This is a genomic window from Methylobacterium sp. E-016, from assembly GCF_022829745.1.
Lineage (GTDB): Bacteria > Pseudomonadota > Alphaproteobacteria > Rhizobiales > Beijerinckiaceae > Methylobacterium.
This window is the reverse complement of sequence record NZ_JAKSYF010000132.1, coordinates 1-15,646: the sequence shown is the minus strand read 5'-3', so window position 1 is coordinate 15,646 and position 15,646 is coordinate 1. Positions and strand designations below refer to the sequence as shown.

Annotated in this window: 12 protein-coding genes; 4 read left to right on the top strand and 8 right to left on the bottom strand. The window is 70.2% G+C overall.

Annotation, left to right across the window (positions count from 1 at the left end; all coding sequences use genetic code 11):
- Positions 1–60: 60 nt before the first annotated feature.
- Complete coding sequence (locus MKK68_RS19030; RefSeq protein WP_244032381.1) at positions 61–822, top strand: YfdX family protein; 762 nt, start codon at positions 61–63, stop codon at positions 820–822.
- A gap of 116 nt (positions 823–938) precedes the next feature.
- Here the strand turns inward: MKK68_RS19030 and MKK68_RS19025 are convergent, their stop codons facing one another.
- Positions 939–3,596: an MMPL family transporter gene (locus tag MKK68_RS19025; protein ID WP_244032379.1), complete on the bottom strand. Its 2,658-nt coding sequence runs from the start codon at positions 3,594–3,596 to the stop codon at positions 939–941.
- Between the two features lie 626 nt (positions 3,597–4,222).
- Here MKK68_RS19025 and hpnH point away from each other — a divergent pair.
- From hpnH to MKK68_RS19010, 3 genes are all read left to right on the top strand, one after another.
- Positions 4,223–5,386 (top strand): adenosyl-hopene transferase HpnH, encoded by a 1,164-nt coding sequence (gene hpnH, locus MKK68_RS19020; protein WP_147725747.1) that lies wholly within the window; start codon positions 4,223–4,225, stop codon positions 5,384–5,386.
- 208 nt (positions 5,387–5,594) lie between these two features.
- Positions 5,595–7,817, top strand: coding sequence for an esterase-like activity of phytase family protein (locus MKK68_RS19015; RefSeq protein WP_244032377.1), 2,223 nt, complete (start codon positions 5,595–5,597; stop codon positions 7,815–7,817).
- A gap of 8 nt (positions 7,818–7,825) precedes the next feature.
- On the top strand, positions 7,826–8,080 hold the full coding sequence (locus tag MKK68_RS19010; RefSeq protein WP_244032375.1) for a hypothetical protein: 255 nt from the start codon (positions 7,826–7,828) through the stop codon (positions 8,078–8,080).
- A gap of 33 nt (positions 8,081–8,113) precedes the next feature.
- On the opposite strand, the gene MKK68_RS19005 is transcribed toward MKK68_RS19010, so the two are convergent.
- From MKK68_RS19005 to MKK68_RS18975, 7 genes are all read right to left on the bottom strand, one after another.
- Positions 8,114–8,803 (bottom strand): phosphorylase, encoded by a 690-nt coding sequence (locus MKK68_RS19005; protein ID WP_409567271.1) that lies wholly within the window; start codon positions 8,801–8,803, stop codon positions 8,114–8,116.
- A gap of 223 nt (positions 8,804–9,026) precedes the next feature.
- A complete protein-coding gene (shc, locus tag MKK68_RS19000; RefSeq protein WP_147725753.1) occupies positions 9,027–11,024 on the bottom strand; it encodes a squalene--hopene cyclase in 1,998 nt (665 codons plus the stop codon).
- A gap of 142 nt (positions 11,025–11,166) precedes the next feature.
- Positions 11,167–12,453: a hydroxysqualene dehydroxylase HpnE gene (gene hpnE, locus MKK68_RS18995; protein WP_244032370.1), complete on the bottom strand. Its 1,287-nt coding sequence runs from the start codon at positions 12,451–12,453 to the stop codon at positions 11,167–11,169.
- The gene (gene hpnD / locus MKK68_RS18990) at positions 12,453–13,304 is read right to left on the bottom strand and encodes a presqualene diphosphate synthase HpnD (RefSeq protein WP_244032362.1); all 852 of its coding nucleotides are present in this window, start codon (positions 13,302–13,304) and stop codon (positions 12,453–12,455) included. Before hpnD ends, hpnE begins: the two co-directional genes overlap by 1 nt.
- Positions 13,301–14,200, bottom strand: coding sequence for a squalene synthase HpnC (gene hpnC / locus MKK68_RS18985; protein ID WP_147842111.1), 900 nt, complete (start codon positions 14,198–14,200; stop codon positions 13,301–13,303). Before hpnC ends, hpnD begins: the two co-directional genes overlap by 4 nt.
- The gene (hpnA, locus tag MKK68_RS18980; protein ID WP_244032360.1) at positions 14,197–15,237 is read right to left on the bottom strand and encodes a hopanoid-associated sugar epimerase; all 1,041 of its coding nucleotides are present in this window, start codon (positions 15,235–15,237) and stop codon (positions 14,197–14,199) included. The genes hpnC and hpnA overlap by 4 nt, the downstream gene beginning before the upstream one ends.
- 144 nt (positions 15,238–15,381) lie before the next feature.
- Positions 15,382–15,646: transketolase C-terminal domain-containing protein (locus MKK68_RS18975; protein WP_279605415.1), on the bottom strand; the 265-nt coding region annotated here is incomplete at its 5' end.

The window sequence follows — 15,646 nt, the reverse complement described above, 5'->3', positions numbered from 1 at the left end:
CACAAGACGATCGTCGCAACAGACCCTCGCCGCCGCATGGGACGGATTGGAGATGTCGTCATGACCCGCTACACCCTCCTCGCCACCGTCTTCACCGCCTCCGTCGCCCTTGGGGGCGCCGCCTACGCCGCCGACCAAGCCGCGACGACCGCCGCCTCCCACGAAACCGCGATCCAGAAGGACGTCGGCAAGCTGTCGGCCGATGGGGCGAAGGGCTTCCGCGACCTGCACCTCGCCCGGATCGCGATCTTCGATGCCGACCCGGCCCAGGCCAAGACGCTGGTCCACGATGCGCAGGCGGTCCTCGCAAAGGCGAAGACCGACGAGAGCGTGTTCACCAAGGCGGAGGCCGATCTCAAGCCGCCCGCCGCCGCCAAGGCGATGCCGGCCAAGGGCACCGGCGTCGGCGACATGAAGCAGCCCGTCGCGTGGCTGCCGGTCGACGGGCAGTTGCTGCTCGACGAGGATTTCGTCGCCACGCCGCAGAAGGCGGCAGCTGTGGCCGATGCCAACAAGAATCTCGAGAAGGGCGACCGCAAGGGCGCGGCCGAGAAGCTGAAGCTGGCCGGCGTGAACGTGAACTTCACCATGGCCGTCGTGCCGCTGGCCAAGACGACGGCGGATGTCGACCAGGCTGCGGCGCTGCTGGACCAGGGCAAGTACTACGAGGCGAATGCCGCGCTGAAGCAGGCCGAGGACGGCGTCCGCTTCGACGTCATCGATGCGACGAGCCTGCCGCAGGCCTCCAAGGCCGCGGGAGCATCCGCCAAGGCGAACGTGACCGAGCCGACCGGGACCGGCACCGCGAAGCCCGCGCACTGATCGCAGCCCGCACGCCGACCGAGGTCGCTCGCGGATAAAAGCCTGCCCACCAAACGAGAACGGCGCCGTCCCCGTGGGACGACGCCGTGCGTTTGAGCAGAAAGGCCTGCCGTCCTTCACTTCACGGCGGCGGGCTCCGGGCGGACGGCCTGGCCGGTGCCGGGCAACCGGCCGGCTTCTTCCCCCTCGGGGCGATCGGCATCGGGCTTCGCCGGCGGCGGACCGAGGAAGGCCGGCACCACGAAAAAGGCGGCGATGAGCGTGAAGAACAGCGACAGCGCCAGCAGCTTGCCCATGCTCGCCGTGCCGGGATGGCTCGACAGCACCAGCGAGCCGAAGGCGGTGCCCGTGGTCAGCGCGGAAAAGAAGATCGCCCGCGTCAGGCTGGAGGCCAGCATGTCGGTGACGCCGGCCCGCCAAGCGATCACGTAGTAGATGTGGAACGCCACGCCGACCGCAAGCATCAGCGGCAGGGCGATGATGTTGGCGAAGTTCAGCGGCATGCCGACGATGTGCAGCGCCATCAGCGTCCACAAGGTGGCGAGCACCAGCGGCCCGAGCGTCATCGCCACGTCCCAAGGCTTCCGCAGCGCCACCGAGAGGATGATGAAGATCAGCACCAGGGCGGTCACCGCCGCCTGCACGAAGGCGCCGAGGATGGTGTAGCTCGACGAGGTCGTCGCGATCGGCGCGCCGGTGGCGTGCGGCGCGACGCTCTGGATCTCGGATGCGAACTGCCGCAGCACCTCGTCGTCGTTGGAATTGCCCTTCGGATGCACCTCGATGCGGGCGCGGCCGTCGGCGGCGACCCATTCGGCCTTCAGCTGCGGCGGCAGGTTGGCGAGGGTGATCTTCTCGGGATGCAGCACCGTCCGCAGCCGCGAGAGCAGCGGGCCGAGATCGGTGGTGAGGGCGACCGAGGCGGCCTCGCGCGTCGCCGGCTTGGCGGCCGCCAGCTTGTCGAGCGTGCCGGAGAGACGGCCGGCGGTCTTGTTGCCGGGCGCATTGCCGCCGGCGATGCCGGTCAGGGCGGCCGCGGTGTCCTTCAAGGCCTTGACGTTGTCGGCATCGGTCGGCGGCGGCGGCTTGCGCGTCGGGTTGAGGATCGGATCGAGCAGCTCGGCCGTCTCGGCGACGGTGGCGAGCTTCTTGTCCTGGTCGCGCGGCACGAAGGTGTCGATGCTCATGATGTCGGCGGCCAGCGGCAGCGCGGCGAGCTTCTTCGTGACCTCGGGCACGGCGTCGACGCTCGGAGCCAGCACGTCGGCGACGTTCGGGCTCGTGGCGGGATCCTTGATCAGGTCGAGATAGGTCGCGATCGATTCCACGTGCGGGCTGCGCAGGTGCATCGGGTTCGAATCGAAGGGCAGCTTCCACAGCAGCGGGGCGCCGGCCAGCGTGACGAGGCCGACGGCGATCAGCACCGGCTTGCGATTGCGGATGATCCACGGATCGACGCCTGCGAGCCACGTGGTCTCGACGGCGGCCTTCTCGCCCTTCGGCCGGAACACGGCGATCAGCGCCGGCAGGAGGGTGATCGCGAACAGGTAGGCGACGACCATGCCGACGCCGGCGATCAGGCCGAGCTCGGAGACGCCACGGAACGCGGTCGGCAGGAAGGCGAAGAAGCCGGCGATCAGCGACACCGCCGCCAGGGTCAGCGACCAGCCGACCCCGCGCGCGGCGGCGCGGATCGCGTCCTCGAGCGTCGGCTGCTCGTAGCGGTCGGCGCGGTAGCGCACCGAGAACTGAATGCCGAAATCGATGCCAAGGCCGACGAACAGGGCCGCGAAGGCCACCGAGATCGGGTTGAGCTCGCCCACCATCAGCAGCCCGAGCGCCGCCGTGACGATCAGGCCGGAGAAGGTGGTGATCAGAACCGATACCACCAGCGGCGCCGAGCGCAGGGCGAGCCAGAGGAACAGGACGATGGCGCCGACGGTGACGAGGTTGTTCAGCAGCGCGTCGTCGGACAGCGTCGCGAACTCGTCGTCGGCGACCGCGACCGGGCCGGTGAGACGCATCTCGAGCCCGTGCTCGGGATCGATGTTCAGCTCCTTGGCGACGTTCCGGATCAGCTTCGTCGCGGTGTAGCCCGGCTGCAGCGCGTTGAAATCGAGCACCGGCTGGATCAGCACGAACTTGCGCAGGTCGGTGGTCTTGCTCTCGCCGCCCGACAGCAGGAGCTGCCAGGACATCCGCGCCGGCTTGCCGTCGAGCACCGTCTGCAACGTCCGGTCGATCTCGCCCATCGGCTTGTCGAGATCCTCGATCTTGGCGTCGCTGCTCTTGATGCCGCGGGCGCCGAGCGCCAGCACCCGCATCACGCCGCGCAGGCTCGGATCGGAGGCGAGCGGCCCGAGCAGGCCCTGCTGCTGCACCAGCTGCTCGGTGGTCTTCTCCAGTTCCGCCTGCGGCAGCAGCAGCAGGCCGTTCTTCTCGAAGAAGGGGCCGCCGTCGGGCCGGTAGACCGTCTCGATCAGGTTCTTGTGGACGGCGATCGCCTTGGCGAAGGCGCTCGCGGCCTCTTCCGCCTGCTCCGGCGTCTTGCCGTCGATCACCGCGACGACCGTGTTCGTGCGCTGCGGGAACGCCTTCTCGTAGTTGATCTCGTCCTGGCGCCAGGGCTCCTTCGGATCGATCAGCCGCTCGACATCGGTGTTGATGCGGAACAGATGCGCCGCGATGCCGGTGCTGGCGGCGGTGACCAGGGCCACCAGGGCGATCACGACCCAGCGATGTCGGACGGAAAACGCGACGAGACGTTCGATCACGAGTACCCTACCTGCCTGGAGCGGCTGCCCTTCGAGGCCGCACGACTCTCACATCTTGTATGCTGCCGGGACGGGTCCCGCGGGATCCGTCGACGGCGCGAAACCTTCGCCACATCCACCCGGTCGCATCGAGGCAGGATCGGACCTGATCGAGACGCGGTCGTCTCACGATGCCGTGTGGCCGAAGACGCGGCGCCGACCCGGTGAGCGCACCGGACGACGCGGGATGAGGACGCATCCGAGGCACGATCGTTGCGCCAAGGCCGCAGCGCTCAGTAATCTTGCAGCCCTGCGATTGCAACGCAGCGACCTCCGACGCGGGTGGCTCTCCCCATCGATGTGTGGCGCCGGCGCCGTTTCGCACCGCAATATCACGGGATGCGCCGTTTCGCGGGACTGCCGTCGCATTGCCGACGCATTGGCAGGATGGGGTCCCCCCGAAGCAGGACACGTTCGCAGGAACGGCCCTCGGGCTGTGGCGCGGTTGCGTCAGCCCCGCAAACACGCACGCGAAACGGCCCAGGACCGGCCCGTTCAGATCGGTTCCAGGCTAGAGCGCTGGAATTCGAATTTTTTTCACGTTAAGCAGCCCCTTGGTTCGGGGCTACGCAAACAGGAGCCGTATCTTGGGAATCCCCCTCCGGTATGTCGCGACGATCGGCAGCTACATCATCAAGCAGCATCTCACCGGCCGGAAGCGCTATCCGCTCGTGATGATGATGGAGCCCCTGTTCCGCTGCAATCTCGCCTGCGCCGGCTGCGGCAAGATCGATTACCCCGACGAGATCCTGAACAAGCGCCTGCCCGTGGCGGACGCGCTGGAATCCGTGCGCGAGTGCGGCGCCCCGATGGTGGTGATCGCCGGCGGCGAGCCGCTGCTGCACAAGGACCTGCCGCAGATCGTCGAGGGCATCATCGCGCAGAAGAAGTTCGCGATCGTGTGCACGAACGCGCTGCTGCTCGAGAAGAAGATCAAGGAGTACAAGCCGAGCCCGTACTTCACCTGGTCGATCCATCTCGACGGCGACAAGGAGATGCATGACGGCTCGGTCTGCCAGCGCGGCGTCTACGACAAGGCTGTGGCGGCGATCGCCAAGGCGAAGGAGATGGGCTTCCGCGTCACCATCAACTGCACCTTCTTTAACAACTCGTCCTCGGACAAGATCGCCGACTTCTTCGACAGCGTGACCAAGATGGGCATCGACGGCATCACCGTCTCGCCCGGCTACGCCTACGAGCGCGCGCCCGACCAGCAGCACTTCCTGAACCGCAAGGCGACGAAGGACCTGTTCCGTGGCGTGTTCCGCGCCGGCAAGGAGAAGGGCCGCCAGAAGTGGGCGTTCCAGCAGTCGGGCCTGTTCCTCGACTTCCTCGCCGGCAACCAGACCTACCATTGCACGCCCTGGGGCAACCCCACCCGCACCGTGTTCGGCTGGCAGAAGCCCTGCTACCTGCTCGGCGAGGGCTACGCGGCCACGTTCAAGGAGCTGATGGAGGAGACCGACTGGGATTCCTATGGCACCGGCAACTACGAGAAGTGCGCCGACTGCATGGTCCACTCGGGCTACGAGGCCTCCTCGGTGGTCGATTCGGTGCGCAAGCCCTGGAAGCCGCTGATCCACGCCATCCGCGGGATCAAGACCGAGGGCGAGATGGCCCCCGAGGTCAGCCTCGAGAACCAGCGCCCGGCCGAGTTCGTGTTCTCGCGCAACGTCGCCCAGAAGCTTTCCGAGATCAAAGCCTCCGGCGTCGACACCAAGCGCGAAGCCCGCAACCGCACCGCGGCCTGACGGCTCGGCCACGCGCATTCGAGGAGGCCCGCCCGGGAAACCGTGCGGGCCTCCTTCGTTTCGGACGAGGCTCGGTAGCGCGTCGTGCCTTTCGCGACACAGTGCCTGCAGCCGACCCAACGCAGGACAAATATCCTTCCTGCCGTCACCGGGCCGTCATGCCCGATCCCTAGCTGCGGCTCAGCTCGAGTGGCTGGGGGATCCCGCGATGGTGACACGGTACGGCGCGGCGCGAGCCGTGGGCTCATTCGGCGTGCTCGCGTTCCTGACGGGCGCGGCCTCGGCCCAGGCGATCCGCACGCCGAACCTGACGACGGCCGACGGCCCGGCGGCGGTGACGGTCGGCGATGCGACCTTCGTGAACCAGGGTCTCCAGGGCGTCGGCCGGCTGCCGGCCACCACCCGCGACTTCCTCGGCGACACGCTGGGCTCGTTCTCCGCGCTCGCGATCGACCTCGCCAGCTGGCGGCGCTTGGGGGCCACCTACAGCGGCACGCTCTACACGCTGCCCGATCGGGGCTACAACGATCCGAGCGGCGGGCTGTTCTCCGATTACGCCGGCCGGCTGAACCGCTTCAATCTCAGCTTCACGCCCGATCCCGGCGCGGGCCTGCCGCAATCGATCGCCTCCCAGCGGCAGATCGCGATCGTGCCGAACGGCGGCATCGTGCTCACCGACGCCAACGGCCGGCGCTTCAGCGGTCTCGATCCGGCATCCGGCACCACGACCCAGCTCGGCGCGGTGCTGCCTTCGGCGGCGAGCGGGCCGAGCGCAGGCCGGATCAGCCTCGATGCGGAAGGTCTCGCGCGGCGACTCGACGGCTCCTTCTACGTCAGCGACGAGTACGGGCCGAACATCTATTACTTCAGCGCCGGCGGGCAGCTTCAGGGCGTGCTCGGCGTGCCCGACGCGATCCGGCCGCGCACGACCGGGGCGCTCGACTTCAACTCGATCAACCCGCCCGACACCGGCCGACGCAACAACCAGGGCTTCGAGGCGCTGTCGCTGGCCCCCGACGGCCGCAGCCTTGTCACCATCCTGCAGAGCGCCACGCTCCAGGATTCCGGCCCGAATCAGCAGCAGCGCAACAACACCCGCATCCTGATCTACGACCTCGCCGGCAGCGCGGTACCGGCCGCGCCCGCGCGCGAATACGTGCTGCAGCTGCCGACCTACCGCGACACCGGCAACGGCGGCGCGCCGAACCGGACGGCGGCACAGAGCGACATGCTGGCCCTCAACGACACCCAGTTCCTCGTGCTCTCGCGCGATCCGAACGGGCTCGGCACCGGCAACACCACGCCGATCGTCTACAAGAGCGTCCTGCTGGTCGACATCGCGCGGGCCACAAACATCGCCGGCACCCCCTACGACGGGGCCACCCCGATCTCGCCGGGGGGCACCCTGCGGCCCGGGGTCCAGCCGGCGCAGACGACCGAGATCGTCAACCTGCTGAACCCGGTCCAGCTCGGGCGCTTCGGCATGAACCTCAACACCAACCCGGCGACCCAGACCACGCTCTCGGAGAAGTTCGAGGCCCTCGGTCTCGTGCCGGTGCTGAGCGAGCGGGCGCCGAACGACTATTTCCTGCTCGTCGGCAACGACAATGACTTCCTCACCCGGCAGGGCAGCATCAACGGTCAGGGCTACGATGCCGGCATCAACAACGATTCGGTGCTGCTCGCCTATCGCTTGACGCTGCCCACCTACGTCGATCCGCTCTCCCTCGCGGTGATGAAGCAGACGGCGCCCGTGGTGCTTCAGGGGCTCGGCGGCGCGACCCTCGGCTTCGCCGCGTCGGCGACACGGGGCGTGCAGGACCACCTCGCCGCCCTGCGCCGCGGCCAGGGCCTCGCCGGGCCCTGGAGCCAGTCCGGCGGCTTGTGGATCGGCGGCGATGTCGTGTTCGCCGACCAGCCGCGCAACGGCGGCCTCGCCCTCGACCGCACCATCGCGCAGGGCAGCGCCGGACTCGATCTTCCGCTGCCCGGAGCTTGGCGCGCGGGCGTCGCCGTCGGCGGCGGCGGCGGGTCGCTCAGCCGCGCCGGCGGCTTCCGGCAGGACCAGAGCGCCTTCACGGTCTCGGCCTATGCCGGCTACTACGGTACGGACTTCTACGCCCAGGGCATCGTCGGCGGCGCGCCGGAGGTCAGCCTCGACGGGATCCGCCGACCTGCGGCCTACGGGCTCACCGCGTCCGGGCGCAGCTCGGGCAGCGCCTTCGCGATCGACGGCGAGGCGGGCGTGCCGATCCGAGCCGGCGACCTCGGGCTGACGGCGTTCGCAGGCATCACCCACCTGTCCGGCACCGTCGACGGCTTCACGGAGCAGGAGCGGCAGGCAACAACATCGCGTATCGCGACCTCACCCTGGTTCAAACCACGGTGCGCTTCGGCGGCGAGCTGGCCTATTACGGGCTCGCCGGACTGATACCGTCGGTGCGCTTGGCGTACAACCTCGCCACGGGTCCGCAAGGCAGCAGCGGCACCGTGCGTCTCGCCAGCGTCCAGAACGGTCTCGCCACCGCCGCCGTGGCCGTGCCGTTCCTGCGCGACGACTTCGTCAGCGCCGGCGCCGGCCTGCAGGGCAGCCTCACCGACGACCTGGGCTGGCGGGTCGACTATCAGGCGGCCATCGGCACCCGCACGGGCGTCGCCCACGGCGTCACCGCGGGACTTCGCTATCAGTGGTAGCAGGCGAGCTAGAGGATCGCGGAAGCCGCACGCTCAGGCGCCGCGGCGATCCTCGTGCGGCGGCACCCCGAGGCTCGGGCCGAGGAGCGTGCGGCAGCGGCTGAGCGCCCCGAAGGCGGCGTTCGAATCGCGCGCGAGGCGGACAAGATCGCCAATCCGGGCCGATCCTCGTGCGACAGCCGAGAGGACGGCGAGGATGTCGGGCTCGCCATTCGGCTTGAGGGCCTGCGCGGCGAAGGCGGGCAAGGCCCGGTGCGCCGGATCGCAGACTACCCGGATCGCCGCGAACGGCAGACCGTGCCGCTCCGCGAAGGCGGCGGCGATGTGCGATTCCATGTCGACGGCGAGCGCCCGGGTGAGCGCCCGCAGCTCGGCCTTGCCCGCGACGCTCATCACCGCAGCATCGACGCCGGCGAGGTCGCCGGAGCGAACCGTGTCGCCGGGCAGACCGAGGCGCGCGAGCAGGGTGGCAGCGACGACCGGATCGGCCTCGTAGCGCCGGTCCGCCGCGACGATTCCCGCGGCGACCACCACGTCGCCCGGAACGAGGTCCGGATCGAGACCGCCCGCGATGCCGATACTGACGATCGCGCGGCAGCCGGGCGGGTCCCGCGACGCCAGCAGGGCGGCGAGACGGGCGGGATTTCCGCCGGCACCCACTGCCTCGACGCCGGGGCCCGAGGCGAGCCGGCGTTCCTTGGCGAGGCCCGTGACGGCGAGCACCGGAAGGCTCGACGCGGAGTCGGGCGCATGGAGACCGACCGCGCGGGCAGGGGACGCCGGCTCCACGCGAATCATGGGTCGACGATCGTGAAGGGTGGCATCCGCGAAGCGATCACCGGCGGTCCGTCCTACAAATCACCCCGACCGCTCGCCGAGCCCGGGGGGGCGCAGGCGGTCCTTCCCGCCCGTGCCCGCTCCGCTCGGATCGCGCAAAGTCGGCCGATCACATCCCGAACGCCACCCGGCGGCTGTTGCCGCGCTTGAGGTTGCGGTAGCGCGCCATCGCCCAGAGCGGGAAGAACTTCGGATAGCCATGGTAGCGCAGGTAGAACACCCGCGGGAAACCGGTCGCGGTGTAGCGCTCCTCGTTCCAGAAGCCGTCGGTTCCTTGCGTGCGCGCCAGGAAGTTGATGCCACGGGTCACGGCTGGGTCGTCGCATTCCCCGGCGGCCATCAGGGCGAGCAGCGCCCAGGCGGTCTGCGATGCGGTGGAGGAGCCGGCCTCGAACGCCGGATCGATCTTGTAGCTCGACGCGTCCTCGCCCCAGCCGCCATCCGGGTTCTGGATGCGGATCAGCCATTCCACGGCGCGCCGGATCTCGGGCGAGGCGGGATCGACCCCGGCCGCGTTCAGCGCGCACAGCACCGACCACGTGCCGTAGATGAAGTTCATGCCCCAGCGGCCGTACCAGCTGCCGTCCTGCTCCTGGTCGTTGAGCAGGTAGGTCACGCCGCGATCGAGGGCCTTCGACGATTCGCGGGTCTCGCCCAGCTGCGACAGCATCGAGACGACGCGGGCGGTCACGTCCGCGGTCGGCGGGTCGAGCAGCGCGCCGTGATCCGAGAACGGGATGTGGTTGAGGTACATGTGGTTGTTGTCGGCGTCGAACGCCGCCCAGCCGCCGTCCTTCGACTGCAGGCCCTCGACCCATTCGCGCGCCCGGGCGATCGAGGCGGTGTAGTCCGGCATGTTGGCCACCAGCCCGTGCTGGCGCATGGCGCGGTCCATCGCCATCACCACGACGGCGGTGTCGTCGAGGTCCGGGTAGTGGGCGTTGGCGTACTGGAAGGCCCAGCCGCCGGGGCGGACCTTGGGCTTGGCCGCCGCCCAGTCGCCGGCGATGTCGAGCACCTGGCGAGGCAGTAGCCAGTCGAGGCCGGCGCGGGCCTGCCCCTCGGCATCGGTGCCGCCGGCCTCGAGCAGCGCGTGCCCGGCCAGAGCGGTGTCCCAGACCGGGGAGACGCAGGGTTGCACGTAGGCCTCGTGCGCCTTCACCACGACGAGCTTCTCGATCGCATCGCAGGCGACGCGGACCTGCGGATGGTCCGGGCCGTAGCCCATCGCCTCGTACATCAGCACGGTGTTGACCATGGCCGGGAAGATCGCGCCGAGCCCGTCCTCGCCGTTCAGGCGCTCGCTGACCCAGGCCCGCGCCTTCTCCATCGCCCGCAGGCGGATGCGATGGGGGAAGTAGGCCTCGACCTTCTGCAGCACGCGGTCGATCGCGCCGAAGATCGGCGTCCACGGCCAGGTCGCGTGCGGGCTGCCGGGCCAGCGGCGCACGCTGGACGGCGGCGTCAGGAACAGCTCGCCGATGCCGACGCCGCGCGGGTTCTTCGCCCGCGGCTTGGTCGCCTGCAGCACGAAGAGCGGCACCATCACGCAGCGGGCCCAGTACGACACCTTGTCGAGGTGGAACGGGAACCACTTCGGCAGGAACATCACCTCGACCGGCATCACCGGCACCGCCGACCACGGCACCTCGCCGTAGAGCGCCAGGATGAAGCGGGTGAAGACGTTGGATTGCGCCGCGCCGCCGCGCGACAGGATCGCCTCGCGTGCCCGGCGCATGTGCGGCGCCTCGATGTCGTCGCCGATCATCTTGAGGGCGAAGTAGGCCTTCACCGTGCAGCTCATGTCGAACGGCCCCTCGTGGACGAGGGCCCAGCCGCCATGCTTCTCCTGCGTGCGGCGCAGGTAATTGCCGATCTTCGGCTCCAGGCCCTCGGGGGGGCGGGTGTCGCGGAACTGGTGGAACAGGATGTACTCGGACGGGATCGTGGCGTCGGCCTCGAGCTCGAAGCAGATGTGCCCGTCGGCCTGGGCGAGAGCGGTCAGGGCGCGGGTCGCCCGCGCGACGCCGTGATCGACGTCGTCGAGGGAAATCGCCTGGGTCTTCGGGCGTTGCAGCGCCTCGACCTTGTTCACAGCCTCTCGCATCATCCTCGCCTCAAACGGCCACAACTCTCGATCCGCGCCCGATCGTCCCGGATCGGATCACGGCTCGCCCGTCTCGTCCTGCCTACGCATTGGCCGTACCGGCCCGTCGCCGGTCCGAACGCATGCTCGTCTCGGTCCTGCCTCATGCGGCGCCGCGCGTGCGTGCCGCATCGCACGACAGGGCGAGGGCGGCCGTCTTGCCCGAGCGGATCGACCCCTCGATTGTCGAGGGAAGCCCGGTGGCCGTCCAGTCGCCCGCGAGCACGAGGTTCGACCACGCCGTCTCCGCGCCGGCGCGGCGCGCGGCTTCGGCCGGCGTCGCGGCGAAGGTCGCGCGCTTCTCCTTGACGATCTGCCAGCTTGGCAGTTCCGGGGCAAGGTCGGCCACGGTCGCGATCTCGGCCCAGATCTGCTTGGCCAAGTCTTCGCGCGGCACGTCGAGCAGGCGGTCGGCGCCGCTGATCGTCACCGAATAGCGGTCGGGATAAGCGAAAAGCCACTCGGTGAGCGAGTTCACCATGCCGAGGATCAGCGGCGAGCCCGCCTTCGGCACCATCTTGAAGTGGGCGTTGACGATCGAGCGGAACGCCTTCGGCGCGGACAGGCCGGGCAGCATCTCGGAGGCGACCCAGGGCGGCAGGGCCAGCACCACCGAATCGCCGGCCGCCACGTCGACCGCCCCGTCAGCGAAGTCGAGCCGCTCGACGCCGGCCGTGCCGAGGACCAACCCGCGCAGGCGCCGGCCGAAGCGGACGGAGGCGCCGCGGGATGCGAGGTACCGCAGCGCCGGGTCGACGAAGGCGTAGGACAGGCCCTTCACCGCCACCAGCGGGCGGCAAGCCGCCCCGCCGGCGCCCAGCGTCTCGCGGAGGATCTTGGCGGCCAGCCCGACATCGCTCTCGGCGACCTCGGTGTTCAGCGCCGCCAGCAGGACCGGATGCCAGAGCCGGTCGTAGAGCGCGCCCTCGCAGGCCATGCTGGCGCCGATCGTCCCGCCGGCGCCGTCCGCCTTGCCCGCGGCCGCCCGCAGGATGCCGAGCGGCGCGAGGTAGTCGCGCGCACGGCTGCCCGGCACGCGGCGCGCCTTGCTCAGCACCCACCACGGCACCCGGCCCGCATTCGGGCGAAGGGTCCAGCGCTCGCCGGTCTTCAGGTCGGCGAACGGGAAGGCGGCCTCGTCCGGGCCGGTCAGCGCGTCGTCCGGCGCGCCGACGCGCTTCAGGAACTCGAGGGCGTCGGCGTTGCCCGACACCAGCAGGTGATTGCCGTTGTCGAGCTCGAGACCGAGCGTCGGGTCGTAGTACGACCGGCAGCGGCCGCCGGCCTGCTTGGCCGCCTCGTGCACGACGACGCGCGCCCCGCGCTCCGCCAGCGACACCGCGGCCGACAGGCCCGCGAGCCCGGCACCGACGACGTGGACCGTCGCCATCAGACGATCCCGTGCCGAAGCGCCACGGCGACGAGGGCGAGCTTCCTCGGCTTCACCCGCGCCCGCGGCATCGCCCAGCCGCGCTTGAGCAGCGCGACGAGGTAAGGCCGGTAGGCCGCCGCCATCAGACGGGCCGCCTTGGTGGGCTTGCGCGGGCTCTTGGCGATGATCGCCCAGGTCGCGGCGTAATGCGCCTCGGCCTCCGCCGCGAGCGCGGCGCAGACCTCGCCGATGCGCGGATGCGTGATCGCCGCGTGCGGCGTCGGATCGGTCAGGCCGATCGCGGCGAGCCTTTCCCGCGGCAGGTAGAGCCGGCCGCGCTCGGCATCCTCGTCGATGTCGCGCAGGATGTTGGTGAGCTGCAGCGCCCGGCCCTCGTGCCAGGCGAGCTCGATGCCGAGCGCCTCCGGCATGCCGAAGATCCGCACGGACAGGCGCCCGACGGCGCTGGCGACCCGGTCGCAGTAGAGGTCGAGGGTCGCCGCGTCGGGCGCGACGATGTCCTCGAACGCGTCCATCGCCATGCCGTCGATCACGGCGTGGAAGTCTTCCCGCTTGAGGTCGTAGCGCTGCATCGGAACCACGAGGTCGCGCACGCGCGCCGCGGGCCTGCCGGCATAGAGTCCGTCGATGTCGGCGCGCCAGCGGTCGAGCTCGGCCGCGCGCAGGTCGGCCGCGCCGCCGTCGTCGGCGACGTCGTCGACCGCACGGCAGAACGCGTAGACGGCGTACATCGCCTCGCGCCGCTCCTTCGGCAACAGGCGCATCGCGGTGTAGAACGACGAGCCGGCCGCCGGCAGGGCCGGGGCCTCGTCGGCGGGCAGGGCCGTCGCGGTGGCGGTGACGGTCATGGGTAAGCCTTGCCCTGCGGCGCCGCGCGGACGATGCGGCCTCGGAACGGCCGTCGGGCCAGCGTCGCGCCGATGCCGCCGAGCGCCGTCAACGCGAAGCCGGCCTTGCCGTGATGGACCTTCTCCGAGAGCGGATCGCGATCGAGCAGCCCGCGGGCGAGGACGACGGCGAGCCGGTGGATCGCCGCGATCTCCAGCGACAGGCGCAGGTCGTCGATCAGGTCCGGCAGCACCTTGCCCGCGTCGAGCAGGCCCAGCGTCCGCTCGGCCAAGTCGCGGATGACCGCGCGCAATTGCGGCGTCGCCTTGGCGGCTCCCAGCATGGCGACGGTGGCGCCGTGCCGATCGAGCGCGTCCTGCGGGATGTAGACCCGGTCGAGAGTGCGAAAATCCTTGCCGCAATCCTGGAGATGGTTGACGATCTGGAGCGCTGCGCAGATCGCGTCCGAGGCGGCCCAGACCCGGGCGGGATCCTCGCCGTGCACGTCGAGGACGTAGCGGCCGACCGGCATCGCCGAGTAGCGGCAGTAATGGATCAGCTCGTCCCAGTCGGCGTAGCGATTCTTGCGCGCATCCATCCGGAACGCGTCGAGCAACTCGAGGGCGTGGCGCGGCGGCAGCCCGCGGGCAGCGAGCTCGCGCTTGAGCGGCTCGGCCTCCGGGTCGGCGGCCCCCGCGCCGGTCAGGGCGTCGGCGAGACCGTCGAGAAGCGCGAGCTTGCGCTCGGGCGACAGCGCGGCATGGTCGGCGACGTCGTCGCCGGCACGGACGAAATCGTAGAACGCGAGGATCGCGCCGCGATTCTTCGGATGGATCAGGTGCGAGGCGACGGGGAAGTTCTCGTCGTTCGCGCCCTTGCCCGAGCGCAGCTCCGTGGCGGTGCCGGACGCACTCATCGCTGGGCTCCCGTCAGGTATCCCGCGCCGCGGAACCAGTCGATCGCGTCGGACAGCCCCTCCCGGTAGGGGCGGGCGGCGTAGCCGAGCTCGGCCCGCGCCTTCGCGTCGGAGAAGAACATCCGGTAGCGCGACATGCGGATGCCGTCGATCGTGGCGAAGGGCTGCTTTCCGGTGATGCGCGCCATCTGCTCGGAGACGAAGGCGATCGGGTAGACCACGGCCCGCGGCAGGTTCACCGTCGGGGGCTTGCGACCGACCATGCGGGCGATGTCGCCGAGCATCTGCGAGAGCAGCACGTTCTCGCCGCCGAGGATGTACTTCTCGCCGATTCGCCCCCTGCGCAGGGCAAGCAGGTGGCCGGCGGCCACGTCGTCGACATGGGCGAGGTTGAGGCCGGTGTCGACGAAGGCCGGCATCTTGCCGAGCGCCGCCTCCTGGATGATGCGCCCGGTCGGCGTCGGCTTGACGTCGCGCGGGCCGATCGGCGTCGACGGGTTGACGATCACCGCGGGCAGTCCGCTGCCGGCCACCATCGCGTCGACCACGCGCTCGGCCACGACCTTGCTGCGCTTGTAGGCGCCGATGGCGGTCTCAGGCGTCAGCGGCCGCGTCTCGTCCGAGGGCGTGACGCCGTCGTCCGGCGGCTTGATGGTGGCGACGCTGGACGTATAGACCACGCGCTCGACGCGCGCCTCGAGGGCGGCGCGCATCAGGTTGCGGGTGCCGTCGCGGTTGGTCCGGACGATCTCCTCCATGTCCGGCGCCCAGAGCCGATAGTCGGCGGCGGCGTGGATCAGGTAGCGCTGGCCCCGCATCGCGGCCGCGCAGGCCTCCGGGTCGCGCATGTCGCCCTCGACGACCTCGACGTCGGACCAAGTCAGGTTCGTGCGCGGGCTCGTGGCGCGCACCATGATGCGCACCGGAAATCCGGCGTTGCGGAACACGTCGACCAGGGCCGGCCCGAGAAAGCCGCTCGCGCCGGTGATCAGCACCGGGCCGAGGTCGGAAGAACCGCTTGGGGTCGCCTCTGCCATCACGCTCGAATCGTCACGGGAACGCGGGCAATGCCTTCGTTTTGGGCATCGCACCGCAGCAAGCCGGCTTTTGTCATCGAATGATGTGCACGACAAGGCGATCCGGGCCACAGGCGGCCCGGATCGTGGCGCGCGACGACACCCTCAAGCGAGGCGGAGACGCGAACGCCCTTCCTGACGCTCGGGGAGGATGTCCTCGACCTTCCGGACGATGCTGGCGGCGTCGAGGCCGGCCTCGGCGTACATCTTGTCCGGGCTGTCGTGGTCCTGATAGCTGTCGGGCAGGGTCATCGTGCGCACCCGCAGCCGCATCGCGTCGAGCACGCCGCGCTCGGTCAGCAGGTGCAGCACCTGCGCCCCGAAGCCGCCGCGCGAGCCCTCCTCCAGCGTGATCAGAACCTCGTGGCTC